A 26,918-nucleotide genomic window follows, 5' to 3' on the forward strand; every position below is an offset into this window, starting at 1 on the left:
GTACGGGTGTGCGCGCTGTCGCCCGCGACGGGCTTCGACTCGTGTGGGAACGAGCCTTCCCGCGGATGAGTCGACCAGCGTGCGCATAGGAGTACTTCCCCTGGAGAGTCTAGCTGCGCACGCTGGTCGACAACTCGAAATCCGCATGTCAGGGAACGATTTCCCGAAGCGGGACGTCGGCGCGCCGTCAGGAGGCACGCCGCATGGGCTCGCGCTCGGCGTCGGTGATCGGCGCGTCCGAGCCGGTGAGGTAACGCACCAGCATCGAGCGGTCGTCGAGCACCAGCCAGTCGATGGCGTCGGTCAGTTCGCCGCGCCGCGCGTAGGTGGTGACGCCGAGAGCGGCCGACTCGACCGCGGTCGATCCGGAGGCGGCGAGCACCGGGGTCGCGCCGGACTTGGCGATGGCCCAGCGGGTGACGGCCGACTCGATGGTCGGCTCCACCGCCATGGCGACCGTGGTGCCCGGGCCTGCCCCGTTGTCGAGCAGCACCCTCGCGAGCCGATTCGACCAGGAGTCCAGTTCGCCGTAGGTGAGATCGCCGTCGAGGGAGGACACCGCGATGGCGGCCGGGTCGAAGTGGGTGACCGACGCGAGCGCGCCCGTCCGGGTCGGAACGGCAGGTGCGATGGTTTCGGTCGACATTGCGGTGCTCCTCGGGATTCGGGCGGCGTTTCTTGCTGACTACTAATCTCGCCGTCCGGGGCCTTTCTCGACAGGAACCCCAGTGCTGCCTCCGCACCTCCGAGGGTGAGCGATTCCCCACCCAAGGGGGAACGCGCGAACCGCCGGTCGCGAACGGCGTCGCGACCGGCGGTTGTGCGGACCGGCCTCAGGCGGGGACCGGCTCCGACTGGACCGGCGCGGCCCAGTCGATGCGGTAGCGCTGCTCGGCGCCCATGGTCTTCTCGGGGTTCATCACCGTCTTCACCATCAGCGGCATGAGCAAATTCATCATCTTGCGACCCACCGGACCTGGCGTTTTGCTGTGATTGATCTTCGCGGCACGCGCCGCGACGCCCTCGACCCGGCCGCGGCGCAGCCGCTCGTAGGCCGCGAACGCCGCCTCCGGCTCCGGCAGATCCCGCAGGCACCTGGCCAGCTGCACCGCGCTCTCGATGGCCAGCGACGCGCCCTGCCCGGAACTGTTGGACGGCGCGTGCACCGCGTCGCCGACCAGGACCATGCGGCCGCGGTACCAGTGCGGCACCGGCGGCATGATGTGCAGGCCGCCGGTGACCTCCAGTTGCTCCTCGGTGGTGTTGCGGGCCAGTTCGCCACCGGGATCGTCCGCGCCGTAGGTGTCGCGCAGAATCGACAGCCAGTGCGACGCCGGGACGGCGCGGGCCTCGGTGAGCGTCAGGTACTGCTTGTGCGGCAGGTTGGCCCCCCAGAAGACCCGCCCGTCACCGGTCGACCAGTACAGGTAGTACGCCTTCTGACCGAAGGCGAAAACCATGGTGTCGGTGGGTATTTCGACGTCGCACTCGGTGACCGCGCCGAAGCCGAGCATGCCGGTGTATCGCGGGCCGGGCGCGTTCGGGTCGATCAGGCCGCGCACGGTCGACCGGATGCCGTCGGCGCCGATCAGCACGTCCGCGGTCGCGGTGCTGCCGTCGGCGAAGCGCGCGGTGACGCCGTCCGTGTGCTCATCGACGCCGACCAGACGCTTGTCGAACTCGACGGGGACGCCCGCGGCCACCGCGTGGTCGTGCAACGTCTGGTGCAGTTCGGCGCGGTCAACCAATTGCAGCGGCGGTTCGCCGCGCAGGGTGGGCACGTGGTGCCGGGTGCGGCCGACCGAAAGCATCATCTTGGACACCGGCTGGGCGATGCCGCGCACCGGATCGCCCGCGCCGATGACATCGAGGGCGGCGACGCCGTTCGGTGCGAGCGCGAGCCCGCTTCCGATGCCGTAGGACGGGCCGGGGTAGGCCTCGTAGACGCGGGCGGCGATGCCCGCCTTCAGCAGGGCGGTGGCCGCGACGGGCCCGGCGATGCCTCCGCCGATGACGAGTGCGGAACGGATTCTGGACATGAGGTATCTCCTCGGGTTGGTTTCCCCGAACCGATCCGCGTACCGCGCACCCAGCTATCCTGTGGTTGCCAGCCTCGTGGCCGGGTGCGCTCCGTGCGGGCACGGTTCGAGACGGTTTCATCGGGCTCGGCGGTGGTGTTGCCGCACCTCCGCCGGGTCCGGTCTCGTGTATCGGCCACCGGGTTGTCGCCGGGCGGCCGTGTCTGCTTCGGCGCTGTCGCTGCCGATGCGCTGTCTACTCGGGCGCTTGCATCCCCCTCTCCACCATGTCGACGACGTCGGACGGCGCCATGCCGCCGGTGTGCATCTGCCGCCACAACGCCAGGTCCGGGAAGGTGCCGTCGACCAGCTCCGCGCGCCAGGAGCGGGCCCACGCGGCCTCGGCCTCCAGCATCGCGAGCCCGTATTCGGTCTCGATCACGAACAGGCGCGGCAGCGTGCCCGCGAGCCCGTCCAGTTCCCTGCGGACCCCGGCGATGATCGCGTCCAGCGCGGCGATCCGGGTGGCCAGGAGCTCGATCACCTCGTCCGGCGGCAGCGCGCCGATCACCGAGAGGCCCGCCGTGAAGGCGTCGTGCTCGGTCACCGGAGTCGCGATCAATTCTCTTGTCCAGTCGGCCATTTCGGCCCGACCTTCGTCGGTGATGCGATAAATGACGCGCTCCGGGCGCGCACCCTCGCGTTCGCTGCCGACGGGTTCGAGGAAACCGGCCTTGACCATGTTCTGGACCACCGTGTAGAGCGAACCCCACTTGATGTCCATGTCCTGGTCTTTGCCGCGCTCGCGCAGCTTCGAGGCGATCTCGTAGCGGTGCATCGGCCGTTCGATGATCACCGAGAGGATCGCGAGCGCCAGCAGGTTGTTCACCTTGCGCTTCGTGGCCATGACACCTCCTTACTCGTCTACGAATATACGTAAGCGAGTATTCGCGCACAAGTATCGTTCGGATCCGGGATTCCGAAAGGGGAGTTCAGCCGACGCCGGCGGGTTCCACCTCGTCCAGGTGTTCCTCCAATAGCTTTGCGGCGACGCTCATCAGGGCCTGGTCGAGGAGGGCGCGGTCGGCGGGGTCGCGATCGTCGCCGGTGTCGAGGCGTGCGCCGAGCCAGCGCCGCCATGCCGCCGTCACCCGATCGACTTCGGCCGAGCCGGTTTCGGTCAGATACAGGGCACCGTCGTCGGCGTCGACGTAACCCGCGCCGATGACCTTCCGGAAGACCGGCTCGATCACCTCGACCGGCACCCGGTGGGCGCGCGCGATGATCCCGAGGGTGGCCACGCCGCGAATCCTGTTGTGCAGGTAGACCTGTCCCACCGCCCATGCTTGGCCGCGGCTGAGCGGGCTGCGCGCGTCGGCCAGAATCGCCGGGAAGACGGGCCCTTCCGCGCGCGCCTTGCGCATTGTCACCGCGACGGCACGCTCCAGCAGACCCACCCGATCACTGTTGTCGGGCACCGAAAAGCCCTCGCCCACATCGGAAGCGCCCGCGCGTGCGCTGTCACGCAACGGCACCTCCTTCAGGAACCAGGCCACCACGAACCCGGCCAGCGCGACCGGTACCACCCAGCGGAACACGTGGTCGATAGTCATGGCGTACGCGTCGATGATCGGCGCGGACTGCGCCGGCGGCAACGCGCGCAACGCCTCCGGATTCGCGACGATCAGCAGCAGCATGCTGTTGGCCAGACCGGACAGCATCGAGCCCGCGATGAAGATCAGCGCGCTGAGCTGGAAGATCAGTTTGCGTCCGAACAGATCGCCGAGCTTGCCCGCCAACGCGGTGGCCACCGCCTCGGCGAGCAGATATGAGGTGACCACCCAGGCCATGTGCCCGGCGCCGCCGAGATCGGCGACGATGGTGGGCAGGGCGGTGGAGACGATGGTCTGATCCAGTGCGGCCATCAGCATGCCGAGCACGATCGTGGCGAAGATGACGTTGGTCCGCCCGCTGCCGATCGGCTCCCTGCTGGATTCCTCGGCAACAGCAACTGCACCGGCCATCGTGCCAGTATGGTCCGACGTTCTCCAGGTGGCGGTCCAGCGACACGGCAGCGAACGCCGCGCGAGCGCCCACCGCCGTTCGCTGCGCGGCGGCCCGGTCCGCACGGCTCGGCGGCCATTCGGCGCGCTGGGTTTCTCCGCGGCTCGATGTTCGACGGTCCGGTCCGCACGGCGCGACGGATGTCACCGCGGCGCTCGATAGTTGGTAGCGGTTACTCGGCGCGAACGGCGTATTCGCCGAGCCCCGGTTCCAGCGAGTCGAAGGCCACCCCGATGTACTCGGTCAGCGCCGCGGCGATCTCGTCGTTCGATTCGCCCGCGAGCGTGCGGCGCATGGTCTCCTCGAACAGCACCCGGTGCACGCCGCCGAGCTGGGCGGCGGCCACCCGCGGCGCGATATCGTCCTGCGCCGCACCGGTTTCCGCGGCGAGCGTGCGCGCGAGCGCGGCCTCCCTTTCCTCGTGGAACTCGCGCAGGCGGGCGAGCAGCGCGGGGCTCTCGGCGATCATCCTGGCGAACTCGAGACCGGAGAAGCCGACCACCGGATCCTGCTCGGCGGCCGCCGTGAGATAGGCGTGCCGCAGTGCGGCCAGCGCGGACCGGCCCGGTTCCCGCTCGCGCACGGTGCGAGCGAGCTGGTCGACGAAGACCTCGCCGAGATCGAGGGCGAGGTCTTCCTTGCGCGGGAAGTAGTTGGTCACCGTCATCTTGGCGACGTCGGCCGCGGCCGCGACGTCGGCGATCGTCACCTTGTCGAATCCGCGCTCCAGGAACAGCAGCGTCGCCTGGTGGGAGATGTTCTCGCGCGTCTGCTGCTTCTTGCGGGCACGAAGTCCCTGTTCGGTCATGTCGGGAGCGTATCCGATCCCGTCATAAATTTGTAGTTGACATATTTTTAGGTCTGATCTAAGTTTGTCTTCGCCGCCGGAGACGACGGCACGAACCGAGAAGGAGAACCCCTGCGCATGACCCACGGCCCCCAGACCGCAGCCCCGATCCGCATCAGCCAGACCGACCGACAGGGAGCAGCCACCGTGGCCGACATCGACACCGCGCACCTCGAGACAGCGATCCGCCGACACCTCGGCGCCGCGCCGATCCGCACCGGCAAGCCGCCGATCACCGGATCGCACAACCTCTTCCACGGCGGACCCGCCCGCCACGACCGCGGTGTCCAGCGCACGCAGACCCATCGGGGCAAGCCGCGCCGCCCGCTGCGCATCCCGGGTCGCTGAGCGAAACCCGCCCGGCACACCCCCGCGGCGGGCCGCACGCCAACCGCCGCCACGGTCCGGCACTTCCGAACCGCCGCCGATACCGGACCGCCTCCTCGCTCGACCGAAAGGACCACCCGTGCCTCGCTCCACCGCCGCCACCCTCACCGAAGACCCGATGCGGGACTACCTGCACAACATCGGCCGCACGCCGCTGCTCACCTCCGGCGAGGAGGTCGCCCTCGCCGTCCGCATCGAGGCGGGCGTGCTCGCGCAACAGCGTCTCGACGAAAGCGCCGACGCCGGAATCGAACTCACCCCCGCCGAGCGGCGCGAGCTGCGCCGCGCCGCCGCCGACGGGCTCTGCGCCAAGGACCACATGATCCGGGCGAACCTGCGCCTTGTGGTCTCGATCGCCAAGCGCTATCCGACGCCGACCGGGGTGTCCCTGCTGGACTTGGTGCAGGAGGGCACTTTCGGACTGATCCGCGCGGTGGAGAAGTTCGATCACCGGCTCGGGCTGAAGCTGTCCACGTACGCCACCTGGTGGATCCGCCAGTCCATCGGCCGCGCCCTCGCCGATCAGGGCCGCACCATTCGCATTCCGGTGCACGTGGTCGAGGTGCTCAACCAGATCAACCGCACCCGGCGCACGCTCGCCCAGAACCTGGGCCGCGAAGCCACCGCGGCGGAGGTGGCCGCGGAGCTGGACATGCCGGTGGCCCAGGTCGAGGAGGTGCTGCGGCACGGGCGCGAGCCGATTTCGCTGCACACCCCGGTCGGCGACGGGGAGACCGAGTTCGGCGGGCTGATCCCAGACGACGCCCCCGACCCGGCCGACGTCGTCGCGGCGAACATGCTGCGCGGCAAGCTGGACACGGTGCTCGCCACGCTCACCGACCGGGAACGCGAGGTGATCCTGCTTCGCTTCGGCTTGGACCGCGGCGAGGGGCGCACGCTGGAGCAGGTCGGCACCGCGCTCGGCGTGTCCCGCGAGCGGGTTCGTCAGCTCGAGGCGAAGGCGATGGGCAAGCTGCGCCAGCCGACGCGCGCGCGGCGTCTGGAAGGCTTGCTCGCGTGACGCGGTGATCGAGTTCCGGTGGCGGTCAGGGAGTTTCGATCAATGCGAGCGCCACCGGAACCAACAACTCCACCAGCGCCGACACCGGCGGCCGCGGATCGCAGAGCAGCCACTCGTGGGTGAGTCCATTGATCGCGCCGATCAGGGCGCTCGCCGCGAGACCGGGACCGCCGCGAACGTGGCCGCCGGGCGCGACGCGTGGCACCACGGCCGTTTCGAGCACGGTCGCCCAGGCGTGCCTGCGTTCGCGACGGTGCCGCTCCATCCGATCGCTGACCCCGACCACCTCGATGAAGGCCACCTTGGCGCGGTACGGATCGGCGCCGAGCGAACCGAGGTAGGCGGTGAGCACGGCGGTCATCGCGGCGCTCGGCTCCAGCCGCGGGTCGAGGGTGGCGAGTGCGTTGCCCACGGCGGCGACCGCGTCGTCCTGGATGCGGTCGTAGGCCGCGGCGAGGACGTCTTCCCTGGTCTCGAACTCCTCGTAGAACTGCCGCTTGGAGAGTCCGGCGGCGGCGCACACGTCGGCGAGCGAGCACTCCGTGTACCCGCGTTCGGCGAAGAGGCGCGTCGCCGCCTCCAGGAACCGCAGCCGCCGTTCCGCCTTGCGATCGGCGACGGCGCGCCCGCCGTATTGCCTCCCCACCGTGGTTGTCACGTATTCACCGTAGCGAACCCACAGCCGGGGTAACGTCACCGAATCCCGGCGCGGCGATGCCGGTGCGACTGTCTGGGCCGATATTCTCCCCACCGGGTGCGCGCGCTTCCTTCCCTCCGAACTTACTCCAGAGTAAGGTTGGCCCATGGCGTGGAAACCTACCGAACTCCCGGACCAGACCGGGCGCACTTTTGTCATCACCGGCGCGAACGGCGGCCTCGGCGCGGAGACCACCAAGGTGCTGGCCGCCAAGGGCGCGACCGTCGTGATGGCCTGCCGCAATGCCGCGAAAGCCGAGGAGGTGGCCGCCGCGATCCCCGGTGACGTGCGGGTCGCCAAGCTCGATCTCGCCGACCTGTCCTCGGTGCGCGCGTTCGCCAAGCAATCCGGCGAGATCGACGTGCTCGTCAACAACGCGGGTCTGATGAACATCCCGTTCTCCCGGACCGCGGACGGCTTCGAGACCCAGTTCGGCGTCAACCATCTCGGTCACTTCGCGCTCACCGGGCTGCTGCTCGACCGCATCCGGGATCGGGTGGTCACGCTCGCGAGCATCGCGCACAAGCAGACACCGAAGCTCTGGATCGACGACCTCAACTACGAGAACCGCCGCTACCAGCGCAATCTCGCCTACGCGCAGGCCAAACTGTCGAACCTGATGTTCGCGCGCGAGTTGCAGCGGCGTCTCGCCGAGTCCGGCTCGAAGAAGCGCTCGTACGCGGTGCACCCGGGTGTCTCGGCCACCGACCTGTTCGCCAGGACGGAGACCCCGCTCGACAAGGTCAGCAAGCCGTTCATCCGCCTGATCGGACACTCGCCGGCCAAGGCCGCGCACTCGACGCTGTTCGCCGCCGGGATGCCCGACCCCGATCCGGACGTTTACTGGGGTCCGACCAGGTTGTTCGGCAGCCAAGGACCGGTCCAGCCCTCGTCCTCGACCAGGCTGTCGAAGAACCCCGAATTGCAGCGACGACTGTGGGAAGAATCCGAGCGGATGACCGGGGTCACGTACGAGTTCTGAGGCGTCCGAGGCGGGGAGGGCTGCTCCTACGCACCCTGTAGTAGACGGGTACCGTAGTAGGCGTGTCCGCTTCTCCCCGCCGCTCGGCACACAATCGTCCAGCGCTGATCGTGCTGGTGATCGTCGCCGCCCTAGCCTGCCTGGCGCTCGGCTGGTGGCAGTGGGAGCGATTCGAGTCGTCCAGCGGAACCGGCCAGAACCTCGGGTACGCGTTGCAGTGGCCGTTGTTCGCGGGTTTCGCGGTGTTCGCCTACTTCCGGTTCGTGCGGTTGGAGACCGAGGCCGAGGAGCAGCACACCCCGAGCGCCGCCCCGCAGCGGACCGAGACCGTACGGAAGGCCGCGCCGCGTGAGATTCCGGCGGGCATCCTGCCGGAGCGCCCGAAGGCCGCGCGCGACGACGACCCGGTGCTCGCCGAATACAACAAATACCTGGCGGCACTGAACTCCAAGGAGCTCGGCGACCAGGTTCGCCAGGCGGGCCTTGACCCCCGCAACACCGAGAGGAGCGCCGGTTGAGCGCCAGCGAGAACGAGACCACCGTCGCCACCGAGCCCAAGGCCGCTCCCGCGCAGGCGGCGAACACCGCCAAGATCGCCTCGGCGCTGCTGCGCTACCGGGTGCTCGCCTGGACCACCGGCCTGTGGCTGCTCCTGCTCACCGGCGAGATGATCGCCAAGTACGGCTTCGACGCCAACCCGCCGAGCTGGATCGCGGTCGTCCACGGCTGGGTGTACTTCATCTACCTGATCGCCACCGCCGACCTCGCGGTCAAGGTGCGCTGGCCACTCGGCCGCACCATCGGCACCCTCATCGCGGGCACCGTCCCCCTGCTGTCGTTCTTCGTCGAACACACCAACGCCAAGCAGGTCAAGACCGACTTCGGCGTCTGATCGCGGCGGCCCGCGTGGGGCGTTGGCCTTCTAGCCTGATCGGATGATCGACGATGCTTCCGGCGAACCGGTCGTCCGGATGGGCGGCCCCGACCGATCGGTACACGTGCTGTTCGCCGAGCCGACAAGGCCGTTCGGCGCCGGCGACCCGCTACTCGACTTCCGGGTGCAGGCGCGCGGGCCGCGGGCCGCGGGTGAGTATCGAGACTTCGGTACGGACTCTCCGCGGCGACGGCCTCGGCGCCTTCCTCGCCTCGTTGGCGGAGGATTTCCGCGGCTGGGACGGGGCACGCACTTGGCGCTCCCTGGAGCGGGACCTGACGCTTTCGGCGGAACATCATCCCGGTGGCTACGTCCGTCTGGCGTGGGGTATCCACGACCGCTCCCAGCAGGGGGAATGGCACTTCGAGGCCACTACCGTCCACGAGGCAGGTGAGCAGATGCGGAAGCTCGCCGCCGAGATCGACGCCTTCCTCGGGGGTTAGGTCAGCCCTCGGCGAGGGCGGCCAATGCGGGCAGCAACCGGCGTAGTGCCCGGCCGCGGTGCGAGGCGGCGTCCTTCTCCGCGGGTGTGAGCTGGGCGGCCGAGACCGTACCACCGTCCGGAACGAACAACGGGTCGTAGCCGAAACCGCCCTCTCCCACCGGCTTCCGCGCGATCGTGCCCGGCCATTCGCCGCGCACCACGAGTTCCGTCCCGCCGGGCACCACCAGGGCGCAGGTCGAGACGAAGCGCCCGCCGCGCCGCTCGTCGGGGACGTCGGTCAGCTGAGCGAGCAGCAGCGCGTTGTTGGCGGCGTCGTCGCCGTGCCTGCCCGCCCAGCGGGCCGAGAGCACGCCGGGCATGCCGTTGAGCGCGTCCACCTCGATACCGGAATCGTCTGCGACACAGGGCAATCCGGTGGCGGCGGCCCCGTCACGGGCCTTGGCCAGCGCGTTCTCCTCGAAGGTCGCGCCGGTCTCGGGCGCCTCGTCGTACGCGAGCACGTCGTCCAAGCCGACGATCTCCACCCCGGCGACGCCCGCCTCGTCCAGAATGCGGCGCAGTTCCTTCAGCTTCTTGGCATTGCGGCTGGCGACCAGAACGCGGCGACTCATCACTTCTTCTTCGACGTCTCGACCGGCTCCGGCAGCACGCCCGGGTACGGCAGCGCTAGCGCCTCCTTCTGCACCGTGAACAGCTGCTCGCAGCCGGCCAGCGCCGCGTCGAGGAGCTTGTCCAGGGTGGAGCGCGGGAAGGTGGCGCCCTCGCCGGTGCCCTGGATCTCCACCAGGGTTCCGGTGTCGGTGGCGACCACGTTCATGTCGACCTCGGCGCGCGAATCCTCTTCGTAGGGCAGGTCCAGCCGCACCCGTCCGTCGACGACGCCGACGCTCACCGCGGCGATCGCGCACGAGATGGGCTGCGGATCGGCGAGCCCACCGGAGGCGCCGAGCCAGGTCACCGCGTCGGCGAGGGCCACGTACGCGCCGGTGATGGCCGCGGTCCGGGTGCCGCCGTCGGCCTGGAGCACGTCGCAGTCGATGGCGATGGTGTTCTCACCGATGGCCGCCAGGTCGATGCAGGCGCGTAGCGAGCGGCCGATCAGCCTGCTGATCTCCTGGGTGCGCCCACCGACCTTGCCCTTGACGGACTCCCGGCCGGAGCGGGTGTGCGTGGCCGCGGGCAGCATCGCGTATTCGGCGGTGAGCCAGCCGAGTCCGGAATCGCGCCGCCACGGCGGCACGCTCTCGGTGACGCTCGCCGTGCACATCACCCGCGTCTGACCGAACTCCACCAGCACCGAACCGGCTGGATGCGTGGTGAATCCACGGGTGATCCGTACCTCGCGGAGTTCATCGTCCGCCCTGCCATCGGCTCGTCTCGACACGGGGCCAGCCTAGTGGACGACCACGACGCGTTCCGACCGCAACCCCGGCGGCCCTCAGATGTCGAAGGTCTCCCCCGGCGCGACCGCGTGCACCGGGCCGGTGAACTCGGCCTTGGCCTCCGCGATGACGTCCTCGCGCGAGGTCCACGGCGGAATATGGGTCAGCAGCAGTTCCTTCACGCCGGCGCGGGCCGCGATCTGACCCGCCTCGGTGCCCGAAAGGTGGATGCCGGGCGGACGATTCGCCGGATCGTGGGTCCAGGAAGCCTCCGACATCAAGACGTCGGCGCCCTGCGCGAGCTCCTGCACGGCGTCGCACATCGCGGTGTCGCCGGTGTAGACGAAGGTGCGGCCCGCCTTGGTGGTGATGCGCAGACCGTAGGACTCCGGCGGGTGGTACATCCGCCGCGCGACAACAGTGTGTCCGGGACCGAACTCCACCAGGTCGTTCTCGGCCCACGGCCGCATGTCGATCACGTCGGACCAGTCGTCGCATTCGCCGCCGACCTCGGCCGAGGCGTTACCGATGCGCAGCGCGGCGTCGGAGGGTCCGCGCACGATGGCCCGGCCGACCGGCGGGGTCGGGTGGTAGCGCCGCCACACCAGCAGACCGGGCAGGTCGAGGCAGTGGTCCGCGTGCAGGTGGGTCAGGAAGACGTCGACCTCGCCGGGATCGGCGTAGCGCTGCAACGCGCCGAGCACACCTGGGCCGAAATCGATGACGGTCGGATTCATATCCGGGCCGGTCAGCAGGTATCCCGACGCTGGGGAGTCCGGGCCGGACACACTGCCCGAGCACCCGAGGACGGTAAGGCGCATGCCCTCATGCTGCCACGACGAATTCTCGGTCACGAAATGGTCCCCCAAAATCTCCGACGGGCTGCGCTCTCACCGTGGTGTGCCAAGGATCCCCGCTCGATCCTTCCTACGGCGTCGACGTCCATTGTCAGAGCGTACCCAGCCGTGGGGCCGCTCACGCAGCACCCGCGAAATCACGGATCCGCCAAAAGATTCCGCGCGGTCTCAGGCGACCGACGGCGACACGGCACGCCGTTGGCGCGGCGCGAGCAACCACGCCGCGACGACACCGCCGATCGCGCCGAAAAGGTGTCCCTGCCAAGAGATTCCGTCCTGGCCGGGCAGCACGCCCCAGAGCAGCGAGCCGTACAGCACCAAGACGACGAGCCCGAGCACGATCTGCCCGACGCTGCGGGTGAACCACCCGCGCAGAATGAGGAAGGTCAGCCACCCGAAGACCAGCGAGGAGGCTCCGATGTGCACGGTGCCGTCGGCGCCGGTGAGCCAGGTGCCCAGCCCGGCGACCACCCAGATGACCGCGGTCGCCGCGAGCCCGCGGCTGATCCCCGCCGCCAGGACCAGGAAACCGAGGACGAGCACCGGCACGGTGTTGCCCATCAGGTGGTCCCAGCCGCCGTGCAGCACCGGCGCCCAGAGAACGCCCCACAGCCCGTCCGCCTCGCGCGGTTCGATGCCGGCGCGGTCGAGTTCCCGGCTGTCGACGGCGTCGAAGCCCTCGATGGCGTACAGCAGCAGCACGAACCCGGCGATCAGCACGCCTGCCCGCAACCAGAGTTGCCGCAATGCGGCGAAGTCACCCGCCCGCCGCGCCGGTTGCGGTCGCGTCGGCGCCGCACCGGGCGTCACCGTGCCGGGATTGCCCAGCCGCGCCCGAAAGGCGGCGATGCGATCCGGGTCGAACGAGGGCCCGAGTCCGCCGGTCATGGCAACCTCCTGATCGATGCCACAGCTCGTTCTTCGAGCGTACCGACGCCGAGCCGCCGACCCGTGTCGCTCAAGCCCAGAGCTGGCCTTCCAGCCGCTCCTCCGCTTCTTCCAGCGTGCCGTCGTAGGCGCCGGTCGACAGGTACTTCCAGCCGCCGTCGGCCACCACGAACGCGATGTCGGCGCGCGTTCCCGCCTTGACAGCCTTGCGCGCGACGCCGAGCGCGGCGTGCAGGATGGCGCCGGTCGAGATGCCCGCGAAAATGCCCTCCTCGAGCACCAGTTCGCGGGTGCGTTTGACCGCGTCGAACGGGCCGACCGAGAAGCGGCTGGTCAGCACGGACTCGTCGTACAGCTCGGGGATGAAGCCTTCATCGATGTTGCGCAGGCCGTAGACGAGTTCGCCGTATCGCGGTTCGGCAGCGACGATTTCGATGTTCGGGACCTTCTCCCGCAGGAAACGCCCGGTACCCATCAGGGTGCCCGTGGTGCCGAGCCCCGCGACGAAGTGCGTGATCTCGGGCAGGTCCGCGAGCAGCTCCGGTCCGGTCGTCTCGTAGTGGGCGAGCGCGTTCGCGGGATTGCCGTATTGGTAGAGCATCACCCAGTCCGGGTTGGCCGCGGCGATCTCCTTCGCCTTGGCCACCGCCTGGTTGGAGCCGCCCGCCGCGGGCGAATCGATGATCTCCGCACCGAACATGGTGAGCAGCTGACGCCGCTCCACCGAGGTGTTCTCCGGCATCACGCACACCAGCCGGTAACCCTTGAGCTTGGCCGCCATGGCCAGCGAGATGCCGGTGTTGCCGCTGGTGGGCTCGAGGATGGTGCAGCCGGGCCGCAGCAGACCGTCGGCCTCGGCCTGCTCGATCATGCGCAGGGCGGGGCGGTCCTTGATCGATCCGGTGGGGTTGCGATCCTCCAGCTTGGCCCACAGCCGCACGTGGTTCTCGCCGTCCCACTGCGGGGACAGCGTGCGCAGGCCGACCAGCGGGGTGTTACCGAGGGTCGCGATCAGCGATTCGTAGCGGGCCACGGACTCAGCTGATCCGGTCGACGTGCGTCCGCGCGCCACCGGCGACGGCGGGCAGGATGGTGACGCTCGCGCCCTCGGGCACCTCGGCGGCCAGACCACCGACGAAGCGGACGTCCTCGTCATCGATGTAGATGTTGACGAAGCGGTTCAGCTTGCCGTCCTTCAGCAGGCGCTCGGCAAGGCCGGGGTGGTTGGCGTCGAGGTTGTCGATCAGCGCGGACAGCGTCTCGCCCTCGGCCTGCACGCGCTTCTGGTCGTTGGTGAGACCGCGCATGATGGTCGGGATGGACACGGTTACCGACATGGGTACTCCTCGGTTTTCGTCAGGGCTCGGGGTCAGGCGGTCTCGTAGGCGGCGACGATCCGCACCGGTTCCTCGGTGACCTCGCCGTCCAGGATCCGGTAGCTGCGCAGCTCGTGCTGTTCGGGGTCGCGGGTCGAGACCAGCACGTAGTGCGCGTTGGGCTCGGACGCGTAGGAGATGTCCGTGCGGCTTGGGTAGGCCTCGGTGGCGGTGTGCGAGTGGTAGATCACCACCGGCTCCTCGTCGGCCGCGTCCATCTCGCGCCACACCTTCAGCTGTTCGCCGGAGTCGAAGCGGTAGAAGGTCGGCGAGCGCTCGGCGTTGACCATCGCGATGAATCGCTCCGGGCGATCGGACCCCTCCGGGCCCGCGATGACCCCGCAGGCCTCGTCGGGGTGGTCGGCGCGGGCGTGCGCCACCATCGCCTCCACGAGGTCGGCTCTGATCACCAGCACTAGTCGAACCCTTCCGCATATCTTCGCCGACCGGTCACAGCCGACAACGAGCCAGAATATTCGCCTATTCCCGGCGCCTCGTTCCCCGGTCCTCGTTTCCCCCGTTCGTCGGCACACAGGTTCTGCTCACCGGTACGGCGTGTCGCGCGGCGCGTCTGTGCGAAAGGTGTGTGGCGTCAGTCGAGGAAGAGGTCGGTGTAGGTGGGGATGTGGGCGACGGGGGTGGCCGTGAGGATGGCGTTCACGATGGCGCGTTCGACACAGAGGGCGGCGGCGGTGCAGAGGGCGTCGAGGAGTAGCAGGTCGTCTGGGAAGGCGGGCGGGAGCGGGACGGGCGCGATCCGAGCGGTGCCGGTGGACACGGCGAACAAGGTGTCGCCGTCGAGGGGAGAGTGCGCGGGCCGGATGGCGCGGGCGAGACCGTCGTGCGCGGTGGTGGCCATCCGGCGGCATCCGGCCGGTTCCAGCGGCGCGTCGGTGGCGACGACGCCGATCGTGGTGTTGAGGACGGTGCCTTTCACCGGCAACGCGTTCGCGCTTGCCAGCTTTTCCGGACTCGCCGGACGCAAGCCGAACCGCTCGGGTCCATCGGTGCCTACTCCCCAGGGCAGACCGGTGCGCGGATCGAACACCGAACCGACCGGGTTGGCGACCACCAACGCGGCGACGGTGACACCCGCGGCCGGACCGTCGTCGAGCACGAGACTCGCGCTGCCGATGCCGCCCTTGATCGATCCGGCGCGCGCACCGACACCCGCGCCGACCGAGCCGCGCTCGAAATCGGCGGATGCCGCGGCGGCAGCCCGGTAGCCGAAATCGGCGGTCGGGCGCGCGTACCAGTCGCCGACCGGGAGGTCGAAGATCACCGCGCCCGGCACGATCGGCACCACCCGGTCGGCGTCCTCGGGGTCCATCGGAATGCCTTCGCCCTGCTCCTCGAGCCAGCGCATGACGCCGTCGGCGGCCGCGAGACCGTAGGCGCTGCCGCCGGTGAGCAGGATCGCGTGGACTTGGCGGACGGTGTTGGACGGGTCGAGCAGATCGGTCTCGCGGGTGCCGGGTCCGCCGCCGCGCACGTCGACCGTGGCGACCGCGCCGCCCGGTGCGCGAATCACCGTGCAGCCGGTGGCCGCGCCCGAACCGAGGGTGGCGTCGGGGTCGAGGGCGTGATGGTGGCCGACGAGGAGCCCTGCGACGTCGGTGAGCGAATCGCGTGGGCCCGGCGCTGCGTTCATGGTCAGGGAGCCAGGGCTTGGAGCAACGTGTCCTGCATCCAGGTCAACCAGTGGTAGACGTCCAAATGCGGGCCACGCGGATCATCGGGATCCAGATGGTCGGGCGTGTCGGCCTCGATCCCAAGCACGGTGCCCAGCGCGAGCCGGACGTCGGTGAGCGCGGTGAGCCACGCGTCGGCCTGTTCCGGGGTGAGCACGATCTTGCCGCCGTCCGGCGGGACGGTGTCGAGCACCACCGCGCCCGCGGCGAGCTTGCTGTCGATGATCTCCGGCTCGTGCAGGCCGCGCAGGGCACTGTTCAAGTCGGCGCGCTCGGCGTCGGGGGACCCCGGCTCGGCGCGGTGGAAGTCCGGCAGCAGCCGCAACAACCGCGGGTCGTCCGGCGGGGCCGTGTTGCCCGTGCGCAGGCCGGTGAGCGCGGCGAGTTCGTCCTCGGGCGCGGACTGCGATCGCTCGGAAAGCAGCCCGGACACCGCGCCGACCAGGGAGCGCAGGACTCCGGCCTCTCTCGCGTCCATCTCGGTCCGCAATTTGAGGCCGCTCAACGAGTTCTTGCGGCTCCACTTACGCACCGCGCCTGCTCCGTTCACGCACGAGCGCCAGGGTAGTCGTACCGATCAGTCGTCCCGCTGCATGGTCGCCCACAGGCCTGCCGCGTGCAGTCGACGGACGTCTTGCTCCATTTTGTCGCGCGATCCGGACGACACCACAGCCTTTCCTTCGTTGTGCACCTGCAGCATCAATTCGGTCGCCTTGGCTTTGCTGTACCCGAAGAGCTTCTGGAATATGTAGGTGACGTAGTGCATCAAGTTGACCGGGTCATCCCACACCACGGTCACCCACGGACGGTCCTCCGCCTCCAGGATCTCGGTGTACTCGACCGCTTCCGGAGTCGCCTGTGCCGCCGACAGTGTCGAGTTCGTTTCGCACAAGCTCATAACGTCCAGGGTACGACTCGACTCCGGAGATACAACACCCGCGCACCGCCCGCCCCGCGCGTTCCGCTGGCTACAGTGGCCGGTGTGGACCACCGCGACGCCGTCGCCAGCACCGCACTGCTGACCGACCAGTACGAACTCACCATGCTGGCCGCCGCGCTCGCCGACGGCTCCGCGCATCGCACCTGCACCTTCGAAGTATTCGCCAGGCGCTTGCCACACGGCCGCCGCTACGGCGTCGTCGCCGGAACCGGACGTTTGCTCGACGCGCTCGCGGACTTCCGGTTCGGCGAATCCGAGCTGGCGACCGTCGCCGAATTCCTGGACGAGCGGACGCTGAACTGGCTGCGCGACTACCGGTTCACCGGCGACATCGACGGCTACGCCGAGGGCGAATTGTATTTCCCGGGTTCGCCGATCCTTTCGGTGCGCGGCAGCTTCGGCGAGTGCGTCCTGCTGGAGACGCTGGTCCTGTCGATCCTCAACCACGACAGCGCGATCGCCTCCGCCGCGGCGCGCATGGTGAGCGCCGCGGCGGGACGCAGGATGATCGAGATGGGTTCGCGGCGCACCCACGAACTGGCCGCGCCCTCGGCGTCCAGGGCCGCCTATCTCGCGGGCTTCGACGCCACGTCCAACCTGGAGGCGGTGCGCCGCTACGGACTGCCTGGCGCGGGCACCAGCGCGCACGCCTTCACCCTGCTGCACAGCGGCGCCGACGGCGCGCACGAGGCCGCCGCCTTCCGCAGCCAGGTCCAGACGCTCGGCGTCGGCACCACCCTGCTGGTCGACACATTCGACATCACCGATGGCGTGGCCGCCGCGATCGAGGTCGCGGGCACCGAACTCGGCGGTGTGCGTATCGATTCCGGCGATCTCGGCGTGCTGGCCAGGCAGGTGCGCGATCAGCTCGACCGGCTCGGCGCGAAGAAGACCCGCATCATCGTCTCGGGTGATCTGGACGAGAACGCGATCGCCGCGCTGCGCGCCGAACCCGTCGACGTCTACGGCGTCGGTACCGCGCTCGTCACCGGTTCGGGCGCGCCGACAGCGGGCATGGTCTACAAGCTGGTCGAGGTGGACGGGTTGCCGGTCGCCAAGCGCAGCAGCCACAAGGAGTCGCGCGGCGGCACCAAGAAAGCCGTTCGGCTGGCGCGCGATACCGGCACCATCGTCGAGGAGATCGTCTACCCGGCGACCGGCCCCGCGCCCGAGACCGGCGAGTTCGAGGCGCGACAGCTGCTGGTCCCGCTGGTCCGTGACGGCAAGGTCGTCGACGGACTACCGACCTTGGCCGAGAGTCGCGCGCTGGTGTCGAGCGGTCTGATCAGCCTGCCGTGGGAAGGGTTGAAGCTCTCCGATGGCGAGCCCGCCATTCCGACGACATTCCTGAGCTGAGGTAACCGACCCGAGGTGACCTTCACCGTGTCAGGCGCGGTGGTGGTCACCTTGGGTCGTCGGCGCGTCGGTTGCCGACCGCGGCGAGCAGCAGCACGATCAGTGCCGCGATCACGGCGACCAGGATTCCGCCTGCCGCGAGGACGACCCATTCGACGCCGCTCGGCCAGTCACCGTTCATGGCAAGCGAGGCGGCGGTGTAGCCAGCGCCGGACCCGACGGCGATCCCGGCGCACCTCTTCGCTACATGGCTCATGATTCCTCCAGTACGAACCGAATTCGCCGCGTGAGACGAGGCGGCAAGAGGTAATCACCGGCGGGGTAGTCTTCGTTTACATCACGCGAAAGGTGTCATGAGATGAACCGGGCGTTGATCATCGTCGACGTGCAGAACGACTTCTGCGAAGGCGGTTCGCTGGCCGTCGAAGGAGGCGCCGCGGTCGCCGAACGCATCAGCGACCACGCGGCCACCGGCGAGTACGCCGCGGTCGTCGCGACCCGCGACTATCACGTCGACCCGGGCGCGCACTTCTCCGCCGACCCGGACTACGTGGACAGCTGGCCCCCGCACTGCCGCGCGGGCACCCCCGGCGCCGAGTTCCACCCGAAGCTGGACACCGCACCGATCCAGGCCGTCTTCTCGAAGGGCGAATACTCCGCCGCCTATTCGGGTTTCGAGGGCGCGACCGCCGAAGGCGTCATCCTCGCCGAGTGGCTGCGCGAACACGACATCGACACCGTCGACGTGGTCGGCATCGCCACCGATCACTGCGTGCGCGCCACCGCGTTGGACGCCAGGTCGGCCGGATTCGAGACGCGCGTGCTGCTGGATCTGACCGCGGGGGTGGCGCGGGCGACGACCGACAAGGCCATCGACGAGATGCGGACCGCGGGCATCGACGTCGCGGGGGAACTGCCCGTCCGCTAGGCCCTGGCACGAAGTGCGGTCAGGCGGCGACGACAATGCGGCCGGGCGGCGACTGAGCCGCGCAGGCGCCGGACGGCAATTCGAGGCAGGGCCTGGGCGGCGAGCCGGACCGGCACGTGACTGCACTCGTCCCGGCGCCGTGCCCGCGCAACCGCCGCGTAGCCCAGCCTTACGGACAGCGATCGCGCCCGCTCGGCGATCGACCGCTCGTCCCGGCGCGGCCGGACCTCGCAGTGCCCTCTAGGGTCCACCCCCGTGGATTACCGATTTCCGGCGAGCGCCCGCGCCGCCGTCGCCCGAGCGCTCGCCGACGCCGACGACATCGCTCGCGCCGCGGACATCGTCTTCTGGTCCAACCCCGCGACCGAGGAACTGCGCGCCGACCCGGTCCGTCGCCGCACCGCGCTGCCGCCCGCCTTCGCCAACCTGATGGTGCTCGCCGCGCTGGACGAGCACGTCGACGCGGGTGGCTTCGGCCGCTATCTCGCGCGGCGGGTCGACGAACTCCCCTGGCTGCCCGGCGCGCTGCGGGCCGCGGGTATGCCGGGGCTGGCGGCCGCGGTGGTCGTCGCCGGGTACGAGGCGCTCGCGGAATCGCACGACGACGCCGACCTGGATCGGCTCTGGGACGACGAGTACGCCGTGCTCGACAACCCCGACCAGATCAGGCAGCCGCCGGACAACTCGCGCAAGAACCGTGCGGACGCGCTCTACGACGCCAACGAGCCCGCGGATTTCCAGCAATGCGTGCTGGAGTACGCGCGCGCCAACCTGGACGACTTCGTCCGGCCCGACCGGTGAACCGTGTCGGTGGCGAGCAGTAGGCTGCACGCGTGCCCGAACTGCCCCCAGTCTCCGACCTTTTGGCCACCGCCGTGCACGCGCTCGGCGGCAAGGAGCGCTCCGGGCAGGTGACAATGGCGGCGGCCGTCGACCACGCGATCGACACCAAGGAGCATCTGGCCGTGCAGGCCGGAACCGGCACCGGCAAGTCGCTGGCCTACCTGGTGCCGAGCCTGCGGCATGCGGTGCGCACCGGGCGCACGGTGGTGGTCTCGACCGCGACGATCGCGCTACAGCGCCAGCTGGTGGACCGCGACCTTCCGCGCCTGGCCGAGGCGCTGGCCAAGCCGCTCGGCCGCCCGGCCCGCTTCGCGATTCTCAAGGGCCGCAACAACTATCTGTGTCTCAACAAGATCAACAGCGCCATTCCCGACGAGCCTGCCGAAGCCGAGCTCTTCGACGCGTTCGCCATCTCCCGCCTCGGCCGCGAGGTGCAGCGCCTCAACGACTGGGCGTCCAACACCGAGACCGGCGATCGCGACGAACTCGCGCCTGGCGTCACCGACCGCGCCTGGCGCCAGGTCAGCGTGTCCTCGCGGGAGTGCCTCGGCAAATCGCGCTGCCCGTTCGGCCAGGACTGCTACGCCGAGCGCGCCCGCGCCGAGTCGGCACAGGCCGACGTGGTGGTGACCAACCATGCGCTGCTGGCCATCGATGCCATCAGTGGCATCCAGGTGCTGCCCGAACACGATGTCGTCGTGATCGATGAAGCGCACGAGCTCGTCGACCGGGTCACCGGGGTGGCCACCGCCGAGCTGGCGCCGCCCGCGATCAGCGCCGCCGCCCGCCGCTGCGCCAAACTCATCGACGAACGCGAGCTCGACCGGCTGGAAGGAGCGGCAGAGGCCTGGCACGAGGTCCTCGACGCGTTGCCGCCGGCCCGCTGGGACACGATGCCCGACGGCGTCGCCCAGGTACTCGCCCTGGTGCGCGATGCCGCGTGGAACGCCCGCACCGAACTCGCGCCGCCCGGCAGCAGCACCGCGCAGGGCGATCCCGACACGGCGGCCGCACGCACCCTGGCGCTGGCCGCGATCGACGAGGTGCACGACAGCGCCGTCCGCGCGCTCACCGCGTTCGACGAACCCGATCCGGCATCCCGGCGCGACGTCATCTGGCTGGCGGCCGAGGACGCGCGCGGCGGCGTGCCGCGCAAGACGCTGCGCATGGCGCCGCTGTCGGTGGGCGGGTTGCTGCGCTCGCGGCTGTTCGGCACCGCCACCGTCGTGCTCACCTCGGCCACCCTGCAAATCGGCGGATCGTTCGACGGGCTCGCGGTCACCTGGGGACTGCCCGCGCAGTCCGCGAACCGCCCCGACACCGGGACGGCCAACGGCGCTCAGGCGCCGTCCGACACCGAAACCGTGCGCTGGAGTTCGCTCGACGTCGGTTCCCCCTTCGACCACGCCAAATCGGGCATCCTCTACGTCGCCAAACATCTGCCGCCGCCGGGCCGCGACGGTCTGCCGCCCGCCTATTTGGACGAGATCGAGCGCCTGATCGACGCGGCGGGCGGACGCACCCTCGGCCTCTTCTCCTCCATGCGCGCCGCCCGCGCCGCCACCGACGCGCTGCGCGACCGCTTGAACACACCGGTGCTGTGCCAGGGCGAGGACTCGACGGGCGCGCTGGTCCGCAAGTTCGCCGACGATCCGGAGACCTCGCTGTTCGGCACCCTGTCGCTGTGGCAGGGCGTCGACGTGCCAGGCCCGTCGCTGAGCCTGGTGATCCTGGACCGCATTCCGTTCCCCCGGCCCGACGACCCGCTGCTCGCGGCGCGGCAGCGCGCGGTCGAATCCCGCGGCGGCAACGGCTTTCTCACCGTCGCGGCCAATCACGCGGCACTGTTGCTCGCCCAGGGCACCGGCAGGCTGCTGCGCAGCGTGGACGATCGCGGTGTCGTCGCGATCCTCGACTCTCGTTTGGCCACCGCCCGCTACGGCGGTTACCTGCGTGCGACGCTCCCGCCGTACTGGGAGACCGCCGATCCGGAGGTGGTCGTGAAGGCGTTGAAACGACTCACGGCGAGCAGCGTCTGACCGCGCGCGACCGAACTGTGATACCACTCACAAACATCCATCGTTGATTCCGCGTGGAAGTAAATTGGGCGGTGGTACTTCGGTGAACCCCAATTCCCGCACCGAGGTATCGGCGATCCCCGCGCCAAGCCCTGCACGCGGCGCGGGGATACCGCCAAAAATCTTCCACCGCGCGAAATTCGGGTGTCGCGCTCGCGCACCGTATGAGACGGTTTTTGGATGAAGCCACCCACCGAAACCGACGCACTCGGTGAATTCCTGATCAGCGCAAGATCTTTGGCCGAGTATCGCGCCATCTTCGACCTCGCGGACACCGACCTGCGCGGCCGCCGCATACTCGACTGCCCGGGCGGCGCAGCGAGTTTCACCGCCGAAGCCGCCGCCCTCGGCGCGCACGTCACCGCCACCGACCCCATCTACGCAAAGCCCCCCGCCGAACTGCGCGAGCTCGCCCGCACCGAGACCGAACGCGGAAGCGCTTACGCCGGAGCACATCACGACCGCTACCGCTGGGACTTCTACGGCGACCCGGACCACCTCCGAGCCGTTCGGCTGTCCGCCGCCGGCCGCTTCGGCGCCGATCTCGCCGCCAACCCCGACCGCTACGTCGCCGCCCAGCTGCCGGCACTCCCCTTCGCGGACAACAGCTTCGACCTCACCCTGAGCTCGCACCTGCTGTTCACCTACGCCGACCGCCTCGACGCCGACTTCCACCTCGCCGCCCTACTCGAACTCTCCCGCGTCACCCGCGGCGAGACCCGCCTCTACCCCCTCGTCGACCACACCGGCCGCCACCAAGACGACCTCGTCACCAATCTCCGAAAGGAACTGCACCACAAGGGCATCCCCACCACCCTCCGCCCCACCCGCTACGAATTCCACCACGGTGCAACCAGCATGCTCGTCCTCCACCCGAACCAGAATTGACCCACCAGCGGCCGATTCCGCGCGCTGCGATAACCCTGGGGTCGACCAGCATCCGCGAGATCGCCGATCAGCGGGCGTTGCCGACGGCGGGTTCGTTCGACCTTGCGCGCGCCGGAGGTAGTCGAGCACCAGGCTCGGCAGCAGCCCAACCAGTCCGATCACCGGGCGATGTCCGTCCGGGTTCTTCGGCCCGCACACCGGAAGACGCAGCGGCAGAAGGCACGACGTCGATCACGTCCGCGAAACGGAGAATCCGCACTAGGCGGTGTGACCGGAATTCGATGGAGCCGATCGGATCACCGCAACGTCGAATGAAGTAGCAACCCGCACTCCGAACGGAGCTAGGCCTCCACACAGAAGCCCGCACGGCGGTCGTTATCGGGCTCGCGGAAGACCAAGCGAAGTAAGAACCGCAACTCGCCTAGCCGGAGTCGAACCGCTGGTCGGTGCATAAGAGGAGGATCGCTGTGCGTAAACAGCATTGGAACGAGTCGCGGCCGGATGTCGCGGCAGACGGTCTACCGGGTAGTCCGCGGAACAGGTGGCGGATGTTGCCTACCGCACCGCCGGACCCACTCGAAGCCTATCGGCCGGAGCCTGGCCCGACGGGCCTCCGTGTCGATGCCCAGTACTATCGGACGTGGCCGCTGGCCTTCGCCTACGACTCGACAGGTCCACGAATTCTGGTGAACGGCAACGAAATACCGGATACCAGCTGGGGTGAGACGCACATCCCAGCCCAGCCCGGTAACTATACGGTGGAGGTCCGTACTCGTCGGCCCGCAGCATGGGTGCGGTGGACCCTCAACAAGGTGTGGTGGGAGGACATGGGGCAGGCTGTGGCCGAGGTGCCGGTGTATCCCGGCGCGCAGACGCCCGTCTACTACCGGTCACCCGGTCTCCAGTACTTCCAGGGCGCGATCGGCGCGGAGCCGAAGCGCTGGCCCGCGCTCAACTGGATGCGTTTTAGCTGGGTGATCGTGGTGCTGTTCGCGGCCATGATCGTCGCGGGTGTCGTGGTGTATGTCGGAAGGTGAGGCCCGACGGACACGGGGTGTGAACCACAGCACCCCGTACATCCGCCAGAAGGACGGCTGTCACCAACTACGCGCCACCGGGCGTTGCGCCTCGATCAAATGCTGCAACTGCCGTTGTATCTCCTCGGCGGGGCCGGGCGTCAGCGTGAACTCGTCCATGTCGTGGTTGTGCAGCAGATATCGACCGTCTGCGGGTAGATAGTCCATCCAGTGGAAACCGCGCCCGTCCGTGGTCGGCCTGGAATCGATGGCGCCGCCGCGGAAGACGTTGATCTCCCCGAGCCCCGAACGCGGTCGCTGCACAATCCGCCGAGCCTCCTCGGTGTAGGAGGCAGGGCGCTGCCCATGCGGCGGGCGATTCACCTCGGAGCGACGCGCTGTCACCGGACGGAGCTGTCCCGCAGCACATTTCGGCAGTACTGCGGTGACATGCGCGGCCACACCTTGCGCTGGGCACACCGTCAGCGCGACGTCGCGCCCATAGTTCTGGTTCGGTCCGGGTTGTTGCACCGCCACGGTCGCCGTATCACCGACGATTCCAGCGTGCACCCGGACGACCTGCTCGAAGTCACGCCCGTAGAAACCGTGCACCTCGACCCGAACCTGCGGCTCCAACAGCACATTCAACGCGTCGAACAACTCCCGCCCGGCAAAGCCCGCCATCTCCCGCGCGGTCTGCTTGCGTAGCCGCTCGTAGTCCTCCGCAGCCTCGATGCTCGGATCGTCCACGAGAACGCGCAGCGGATAGGGCAACCGGTCCCGACCGAAAGCCTGCACCGCCAACTCGAACATCAAACCGCTCAATCGCCAACGCTGTTCGCTCATGCCTGCACCTCGCCGACGATCGGTTCCGGCATGCGCGAGGCACGCCGGCACACGAATCCCTCACTTCGTTCGTTCATCCGCCGATCACTCCACCCGGTGGCAGCGCAGGCGGCTGCGAGCCGAGCAATTCGTCGCCATGGTCGTAGATCAAATAGTCGGGCGTCTTGTGCTCATCGTCGTCGTCGCCCTTGCCGCGAGCGGCTGGCGCACCCATGCCGGGCATGCCCGCCCGGCCGGTGCCCGCCGGACGGCTGTTGGCCAACCCGCCCGACGGCCCCGACTGCCCGGGAACATTCCCGCCCGGCACCGACCGACCGGGCGACGGAATCGTCGGCACCCCCGGCCCCGGCGCCCCTGGACCCGGCCCAGAGGGCGTCGGCAGACCCGTATTCGGCAACTTGGTGTCGGGAACCGTCGCGGCGGGCGTAGTGGCGGCCGGCGTGGTCGACGTCGGATCGGTCGGAGTGGTGTTCTGTGGAGTCGTGCTCTGCGGATCGTCCGTCGTCGGATCCTCGGGGTTTTCCGTGTCCGTCGGGTCGTCAGTGCCGGGATCACCCGGTCCAGGTCCCGGCCCCAGACCAGGTCCAGGCCCAGGACCTGGACCGGGAATTACCGGCTCGTCCTTCTTGTCGTCGGTCGTACTGGAGGGTTCGGGGAGGATAGGCGTGTTCTTGTCCACATCCTTCGCGCCCGGCATGTAGTACGTCTTCATGACGTACCGCGCCTGGTTCTCCGCTTCCTCGGCGCGATACGAGGGGCCCTTCACGATGTTTTGAAAGGGTATGGCGTCGATGATCTTGTCGCCGACGGTGAGATTGTCGGGCTTGCCGACCGAGACTCTGGCCTGTTCGAGGTGTCCCTCGATCAGATCCAAGCCGTGGGCGACCATTTGGAAGGTTGCGGCGAGCTGCGTAAAGGTCGTGGCGAATTGGCGGGTGGCCTCGACGGCCTTGGATCCCGACTTGCCGTCCCACTTCTCTTCGATGGATTTCTCGACTGCGGTCTTGAACTCCTCGACCGTGGCACGTGCGTCCCTGCTCAGGTCACGCCAACCGTTCGCCTTGCTGTTTATCTCACTGTGGTTGACACCCTCGAGCGCATTGTAGATTTCCTCATGCGACATGGTGTCGAAAGGGTCGTCGACCTTGATGACGGTGTCCGCGAACCGCGAGTTGTTGTACTCGGCCAGCAATCCCGCCCATTCACTACCGACGATCTGCCGATCCTGGTTCCATTTGGCGTTTTCTTGCTCTTCGCGATTCTTGTCGTCGCGTTCATTTCTGCCCGCATCCAGAACTGAATCGCTGACGATGCCGGTGACCCCGAACGCGTACTTCCAGTCTTCGAAAGAAACCATCACTCACCACTCCTGGCCCTGCTGCGAGAGCTGCTGCGCATTGGCCTGGTCGGTCTCGGACAGCGTCTTCGCCGCCAGCTCGTAGGTCTCTTTCATCAGCGTCAGTACTTCGATGCTTTGCCCTAGCCGCGTCACCGCCGCATCGTCGCCGCCCAGCGCCTTGCTAGAGAACTTGCCTTGCAATGCGTTCGCCGAACTCAAAGTACCGAATCCACCCAAGTAGGAGAGCCATCGCGCCTGACTCGTGAGCACATCAAGCGCCTTGGCCATTCTCTCAGCGTGGGCGGCCAGCTCTCGACCGATCTCAGGATCCATCTGTAACTGACCGGATTCGGCCTGTTGTTTCAAAGTCTTCCATTGCGCAGACTGCTGTTGCATCTGAGCCCCAGGTTGGTCACTCACCTGCGTGGTCCTCTCTACCGAACACTTTCGTCGATTTCACTTCGGCAGAAAAGGCTCAATCGCCTTCGCATGGAGTACAGCGAGATCACAGGGGGGCGCTTGAGTTATCGACTTTCGCTCACTGAATCGCCAGCCGACAACAACGTTGAACATGCCGTCCTGGGACGGCAGGCTGACGTAACAACGCAACTTGTCGGGGTCCGTCTTGTCCCGATATGTAAGACCCGACCGCGCGCCGATTGTGACCGGCTGGAAGTCGGTGACCGTGTCATTGCTACGAACGTCCTCTTGCGGACGGGTTGACGACGCGACCGACACCAGATATGGCCCCTCGGTCGAACTCCACTGGCAGATCCGCCAAGCAGCCGGGCCAGTCGGAGGATCGGTGACGATGTCCTTGGAACTCGGGTCGACTTTGATAGCCCGCAGCGCATCGGCCGACAACTCGGTGCACGGATTGAACTTCACCGACCGCTCACCATTGGTCGGACTTCCCGCCCCCTCGGTACGCGCATTCCCATCCACCACCGACGAGCACCCAACCACAGTCCCCGCCAACGCAACCCCGGCGAACAACGCCGCCAATCCCCTACTCACAGCGCTCGTTCGCATGATTCTCCTGCTCGAAGCGGAGCACCCAGCCAGCGTTCAACGCGCCGGATCCCCCTCGGTTCC

General features: G+C 68.7%; 33 protein-coding genes. 12 read left to right on the forward strand and 21 right to left on the reverse strand.

Translation table 11 applies throughout. From position 1 onward, the window contains the following. Positions 1-187: 187 nt before the first annotated feature. From NAM01S_RS27430 to NAM01S_RS27450, 5 genes are all read right to left on the reverse strand, one after another. Complete coding sequence (locus NAM01S_RS27430; protein ID WP_067790685.1) at positions 188-646, reverse strand: AMP-binding protein; 459 nt, start codon at positions 644-646, stop codon at positions 188-190. A gap of 187 nt (positions 647-833) precedes the next feature. After that, the gene (locus NAM01S_RS27435) at positions 834-2,039 is read right to left on the reverse strand and encodes an FAD-dependent oxidoreductase (RefSeq protein ID WP_067790688.1); all 1,206 of its coding nucleotides are present in this window, start codon (positions 2,037-2,039) and stop codon (positions 834-836) included. A 235-nt stretch (positions 2,040-2,274) separates the two neighbouring features. Then, entirely contained in the window at positions 2,275-2,925 is a 651-nt protein-coding gene (locus tag NAM01S_RS27440; RefSeq protein WP_067790689.1) for a PadR family transcriptional regulator, read from the reverse strand. Between the two features lie 85 nt (positions 2,926-3,010). Next, positions 3,011-4,042 (reverse strand): MFS transporter, encoded by a 1,032-nt coding sequence (locus NAM01S_RS27445; RefSeq protein WP_067790691.1) that lies wholly within the window; start codon positions 4,040-4,042, stop codon positions 3,011-3,013. Positions 4,043-4,254: 212 nt separating this feature from the next. Further along, positions 4,255-4,890, reverse strand: coding sequence for a TetR family transcriptional regulator (locus NAM01S_RS27450; RefSeq protein WP_067790693.1), 636 nt, complete (start codon positions 4,888-4,890; stop codon positions 4,255-4,257). Positions 4,891-5,007: 117 nt separating this feature from the next. Between NAM01S_RS27450 and NAM01S_RS27455 the strand changes: the two genes are divergently transcribed. Continuing rightward, positions 5,008-5,277: a hypothetical protein gene (locus NAM01S_RS27455; RefSeq protein ID WP_067790695.1), complete on the forward strand. Its 270-nt coding sequence runs from the start codon at positions 5,008-5,010 to the stop codon at positions 5,275-5,277. A 118-nt stretch (positions 5,278-5,395) separates the two neighbouring features. Continuing rightward, entirely contained in the window at positions 5,396-6,337 is a 942-nt protein-coding gene (locus NAM01S_RS27460; RefSeq protein WP_253799415.1) for a sigma-70 family RNA polymerase sigma factor, read from the forward strand. Between the two features lie 25 nt (positions 6,338-6,362). Here NAM01S_RS27460 and NAM01S_RS27465 read toward each other — a convergent pair whose 3' ends face one another. Then, positions 6,363-6,995 carry a TetR/AcrR family transcriptional regulator gene (locus NAM01S_RS27465; RefSeq protein ID WP_067790697.1) on the reverse strand — a complete coding sequence of 211 codons (633 nt, stop codon included), beginning with the start codon at positions 6,993-6,995 and terminating at the stop codon, positions 6,363-6,365. Positions 6,996-7,140: 145 nt separating this feature from the next. Between NAM01S_RS27465 and NAM01S_RS27470 the strand changes: the two genes are divergently transcribed. From NAM01S_RS27470 to NAM01S_RS27485, 4 genes are all read left to right on the forward strand, one after another. Further along, positions 7,141-8,016, forward strand: a complete 876-nt coding sequence (locus tag NAM01S_RS27470) for an oxidoreductase (RefSeq protein WP_067790699.1) — start codon at positions 7,141-7,143, stop codon at positions 8,014-8,016. 62 nt (positions 8,017-8,078) lie between these two features. Beyond that, entirely contained in the window at positions 8,079-8,534 is a 456-nt protein-coding gene (locus NAM01S_RS27475; RefSeq protein ID WP_084483358.1) for a transcriptional regulator, read from the forward strand. 74 nt (positions 8,535-8,608) lie between these two features. After that, positions 8,609-8,908 (forward strand): DUF3817 domain-containing protein, encoded by a 300-nt coding sequence (locus NAM01S_RS27480; RefSeq protein ID WP_245910205.1) that lies wholly within the window; start codon positions 8,609-8,611, stop codon positions 8,906-8,908. A gap of 194 nt (positions 8,909-9,102) precedes the next feature. Further along, positions 9,103-9,393 (forward strand): DUF6228 family protein, encoded by a 291-nt coding sequence (locus NAM01S_RS27485; protein ID WP_218018471.1) that lies wholly within the window; start codon positions 9,103-9,105, stop codon positions 9,391-9,393. A 1-nt stretch (position 9,394) separates the two neighbouring features. On the opposite strand, the gene NAM01S_RS27490 is transcribed toward NAM01S_RS27485, so the two are convergent. From NAM01S_RS27490 to clpS, 10 genes are all read right to left on the reverse strand, one after another. Beyond that, positions 9,395-10,006 (reverse strand): non-canonical purine NTP pyrophosphatase, encoded by a 612-nt coding sequence (locus NAM01S_RS27490; protein WP_067790705.1) that lies wholly within the window; start codon positions 10,004-10,006, stop codon positions 9,395-9,397. Beyond that, the gene (gene rph / locus NAM01S_RS27495) at positions 10,006-10,779 is read right to left on the reverse strand and encodes a ribonuclease PH (protein ID WP_067790707.1); all 774 of its coding nucleotides are present in this window, start codon (positions 10,777-10,779) and stop codon (positions 10,006-10,008) included. The genes NAM01S_RS27490 and rph overlap by 1 nt, the downstream gene beginning before the upstream one ends. Before the next feature lie 54 nt (positions 10,780-10,833). Then, on the reverse strand, positions 10,834-11,598 hold the full coding sequence (locus NAM01S_RS27500) for a cyclic nucleotide-degrading phosphodiesterase (RefSeq protein ID WP_084483362.1): 765 nt from the start codon (positions 11,596-11,598) through the stop codon (positions 10,834-10,836). A 204-nt stretch (positions 11,599-11,802) separates the two neighbouring features. Beyond that, positions 11,803-12,522 carry a rhomboid family intramembrane serine protease gene (locus NAM01S_RS27505; RefSeq protein ID WP_084483359.1) on the reverse strand — a complete coding sequence of 240 codons (720 nt, stop codon included), beginning with the start codon at positions 12,520-12,522 and terminating at the stop codon, positions 11,803-11,805. A 70-nt stretch (positions 12,523-12,592) separates the two neighbouring features. Next, the gene (locus tag NAM01S_RS27510; protein WP_067790709.1) at positions 12,593-13,555 is read right to left on the reverse strand and encodes a PLP-dependent cysteine synthase family protein; all 963 of its coding nucleotides are present in this window, start codon (positions 13,553-13,555) and stop codon (positions 12,593-12,595) included. 4 nt (positions 13,556-13,559) lie between these two features. Further along, positions 13,560-13,859, reverse strand: coding sequence for a MoaD/ThiS family protein (locus NAM01S_RS27515; RefSeq protein WP_067790711.1), 300 nt, complete (start codon positions 13,857-13,859; stop codon positions 13,560-13,562). A gap of 32 nt (positions 13,860-13,891) precedes the next feature. Beyond that, the gene (locus tag NAM01S_RS27520; protein ID WP_067790713.1) at positions 13,892-14,314 is read right to left on the reverse strand and encodes a M67 family metallopeptidase; all 423 of its coding nucleotides are present in this window, start codon (positions 14,312-14,314) and stop codon (positions 13,892-13,894) included. A 176-nt stretch (positions 14,315-14,490) separates the two neighbouring features. Then, a complete protein-coding gene (locus NAM01S_RS27525; protein ID WP_067790715.1) occupies positions 14,491-15,549 on the reverse strand; it encodes a P1 family peptidase in 1,059 nt (352 codons plus the stop codon). A 2-nt stretch (positions 15,550-15,551) separates the two neighbouring features. Next, positions 15,552-16,121: an oxidative stress transcriptional regulator AosR gene (aosR, locus tag NAM01S_RS27530; RefSeq protein WP_067790788.1), complete on the reverse strand. Its 570-nt coding sequence runs from the start codon at positions 16,119-16,121 to the stop codon at positions 15,552-15,554. Between the two features lie 45 nt (positions 16,122-16,166). Beyond that, on the reverse strand, positions 16,167-16,487 hold the full coding sequence (gene clpS / locus NAM01S_RS27535; RefSeq protein ID WP_067790717.1) for an ATP-dependent Clp protease adapter ClpS: 321 nt from the start codon (positions 16,485-16,487) through the stop codon (positions 16,167-16,169). A gap of 84 nt (positions 16,488-16,571) precedes the next feature. Between clpS and NAM01S_RS27540 the strand changes: the two genes are divergently transcribed. Then, positions 16,572-17,885, forward strand: a complete 1,314-nt coding sequence (locus tag NAM01S_RS27540) for a nicotinate phosphoribosyltransferase (RefSeq protein ID WP_067790719.1) — start codon at positions 16,572-16,574, stop codon at positions 17,883-17,885. Between the two features lie 46 nt (positions 17,886-17,931). On the opposite strand, the gene NAM01S_RS27545 is transcribed toward NAM01S_RS27540, so the two are convergent. Continuing rightward, positions 17,932-18,141 carry a hypothetical protein gene (locus NAM01S_RS27545; protein WP_067790721.1) on the reverse strand — a complete coding sequence of 70 codons (210 nt, stop codon included), beginning with the start codon at positions 18,139-18,141 and terminating at the stop codon, positions 17,932-17,934. Between the two features lie 102 nt (positions 18,142-18,243). On the opposite strand from NAM01S_RS27545, the gene NAM01S_RS27550 reads away from it, so the two are divergent. From NAM01S_RS27550 to NAM01S_RS27570, 5 genes are all read left to right on the forward strand, one after another. Further along, positions 18,244-18,813: a nicotinamidase gene (locus NAM01S_RS27550; RefSeq protein ID WP_067790723.1), complete on the forward strand. Its 570-nt coding sequence runs from the start codon at positions 18,244-18,246 to the stop codon at positions 18,811-18,813. Positions 18,814-19,068: 255 nt separating this feature from the next. Further along, positions 19,069-19,614: a DMP19 family protein gene (locus NAM01S_RS27555; RefSeq protein WP_067790725.1), complete on the forward strand. Its 546-nt coding sequence runs from the start codon at positions 19,069-19,071 to the stop codon at positions 19,612-19,614. Positions 19,615-19,646: 32 nt separating this feature from the next. Continuing rightward, positions 19,647-21,695, forward strand: coding sequence for an ATP-dependent DNA helicase (locus tag NAM01S_RS27560; RefSeq protein WP_067790727.1), 2,049 nt, complete (start codon positions 19,647-19,649; stop codon positions 21,693-21,695). A gap of 219 nt (positions 21,696-21,914) precedes the next feature. Beyond that, positions 21,915-22,622 (forward strand): methyltransferase domain-containing protein, encoded by a 708-nt coding sequence (locus NAM01S_RS27565; protein WP_253799417.1) that lies wholly within the window; start codon positions 21,915-21,917, stop codon positions 22,620-22,622. A gap of 686 nt (positions 22,623-23,308) precedes the next feature. After that, a complete protein-coding gene (locus tag NAM01S_RS27570; RefSeq protein ID WP_157107936.1) occupies positions 23,309-23,659 on the forward strand; it encodes a hypothetical protein in 351 nt (116 codons plus the stop codon). A 60-nt stretch (positions 23,660-23,719) separates the two neighbouring features. On the opposite strand, the gene NAM01S_RS27575 is transcribed toward NAM01S_RS27570, so the two are convergent. The 4 genes from NAM01S_RS27575 to NAM01S_RS27590 all read right to left on the reverse strand — a co-directional run bounded on the left by NAM01S_RS27575 (position 23,720) and on the right by NAM01S_RS27590 (position 26,855). Further along, entirely contained in the window at positions 23,720-24,484 is a 765-nt protein-coding gene (locus NAM01S_RS27575) for an ESX secretion-associated protein EspG (RefSeq protein WP_067790731.1), read from the reverse strand. A 73-nt stretch (positions 24,485-24,557) separates the two neighbouring features. Continuing rightward, positions 24,558-25,841, reverse strand: a complete 1,284-nt coding sequence (locus NAM01S_RS27580; protein WP_067790791.1) for a PPE domain-containing protein — start codon at positions 25,839-25,841, stop codon at positions 24,558-24,560. 3 nt (positions 25,842-25,844) lie between these two features. Next, a complete protein-coding gene (locus NAM01S_RS27585; protein ID WP_084483360.1) occupies positions 25,845-26,243 on the reverse strand; it encodes a hypothetical protein in 399 nt (132 codons plus the stop codon). Positions 26,244-26,279: 36 nt separating this feature from the next. After that, positions 26,280-26,855: a DUF3558 domain-containing protein gene (locus tag NAM01S_RS27590; RefSeq protein ID WP_067790733.1), complete on the reverse strand. Its 576-nt coding sequence runs from the start codon at positions 26,853-26,855 to the stop codon at positions 26,280-26,282. Positions 26,856-26,918 lie beyond the last annotated feature (63 nt).

The sequence above is a fragment of the Nocardia amikacinitolerans NBRC 108937 genome, from assembly GCF_001612615.1.
Classification (GTDB): domain Bacteria; phylum Actinomycetota; class Actinomycetes; order Mycobacteriales; family Mycobacteriaceae; genus Nocardia; species Nocardia amikacinitolerans.

Coding starts and splice junctions, on each gene's coding strand:
- NAM01S_RS27565 (WP_253799417.1), top strand. CDS start 21,915: ATGAAGCCACCCACCGAAACCGACGCACTCGGTGAATTCCTGATCAGC.
- NAM01S_RS27525 (WP_067790715.1), bottom strand. CDS start 15,549: ATGAACGCAGCGCCGGGCCCACGCGATTCGCTCACCGACGTCGCAGGG.
- NAM01S_RS27515 (WP_067790711.1), bottom strand. CDS start 13,859: ATGTCGGTAACCGTGTCCATCCCGACCATCATGCGCGGTCTCACCAAC.
- NAM01S_RS27590 (WP_067790733.1), bottom strand. CDS start 26,855: ATGCGAACGAGCGCTGTGAGTAGGGGATTGGCGGCGTTGTTCGCCGGG.
- NAM01S_RS27455 (WP_067790695.1), top strand. CDS start 5,008: ATGACCCACGGCCCCCAGACCGCAGCCCCGATCCGCATCAGCCAGACC.
- NAM01S_RS27430 (WP_067790685.1), bottom strand. CDS start 646: ATGTCGACCGAAACCATCGCACCTGCCGTTCCGACCCGGACGGGCGCG.
- NAM01S_RS27470 (WP_067790699.1), top strand. CDS start 7,141: ATGGCGTGGAAACCTACCGAACTCCCGGACCAGACCGGGCGCACTTTT.
- NAM01S_RS27500 (WP_084483362.1), bottom strand. CDS start 11,598: ATGCGCCTTACCGTCCTCGGGTGCTCGGGCAGTGTGTCCGGCCCGGAC.
- NAM01S_RS27440 (WP_067790689.1), bottom strand. CDS start 2,925: ATGGCCACGAAGCGCAAGGTGAACAACCTGCTGGCGCTCGCGATCCTC.
- clpS (WP_067790717.1), bottom strand. CDS start 16,487: ATGAGCTTGTGCGAAACGAACTCGACACTGTCGGCGGCACAGGCGACT.
- NAM01S_RS27575 (WP_067790731.1), bottom strand. CDS start 24,484: ATGAGCGAACAGCGTTGGCGATTGAGCGGTTTGATGTTCGAGTTGGCG.
- NAM01S_RS27490 (WP_067790705.1), bottom strand. CDS start 10,006: ATGAGTCGCCGCGTTCTGGTCGCCAGCCGCAATGCCAAGAAGCTGAAG.
- NAM01S_RS27580 (WP_067790791.1), bottom strand. CDS start 25,841: ATGGTTTCTTTCGAAGACTGGAAGTACGCGTTCGGGGTCACCGGCATC.
- NAM01S_RS27505 (WP_084483359.1), bottom strand. CDS start 12,522: ATGACCGGCGGACTCGGGCCCTCGTTCGACCCGGATCGCATCGCCGCC.
- NAM01S_RS27445 (WP_067790691.1), bottom strand. CDS start 4,042: ATGGCCGGTGCAGTTGCTGTTGCCGAGGAATCCAGCAGGGAGCCGATC.
- NAM01S_RS27550 (WP_067790723.1), top strand. CDS start 18,244: ATGAACCGGGCGTTGATCATCGTCGACGTGCAGAACGACTTCTGCGAA.
- NAM01S_RS27545 (WP_067790721.1), bottom strand. CDS start 18,141: ATGAGCCATGTAGCGAAGAGGTGCGCCGGGATCGCCGTCGGGTCCGGC.
- NAM01S_RS27435 (WP_067790688.1), bottom strand. CDS start 2,039: ATGTCCAGAATCCGTTCCGCACTCGTCATCGGCGGAGGCATCGCCGGG.
- NAM01S_RS27450 (WP_067790693.1), bottom strand. CDS start 4,890: ATGACCGAACAGGGACTTCGTGCCCGCAAGAAGCAGCAGACGCGCGAG.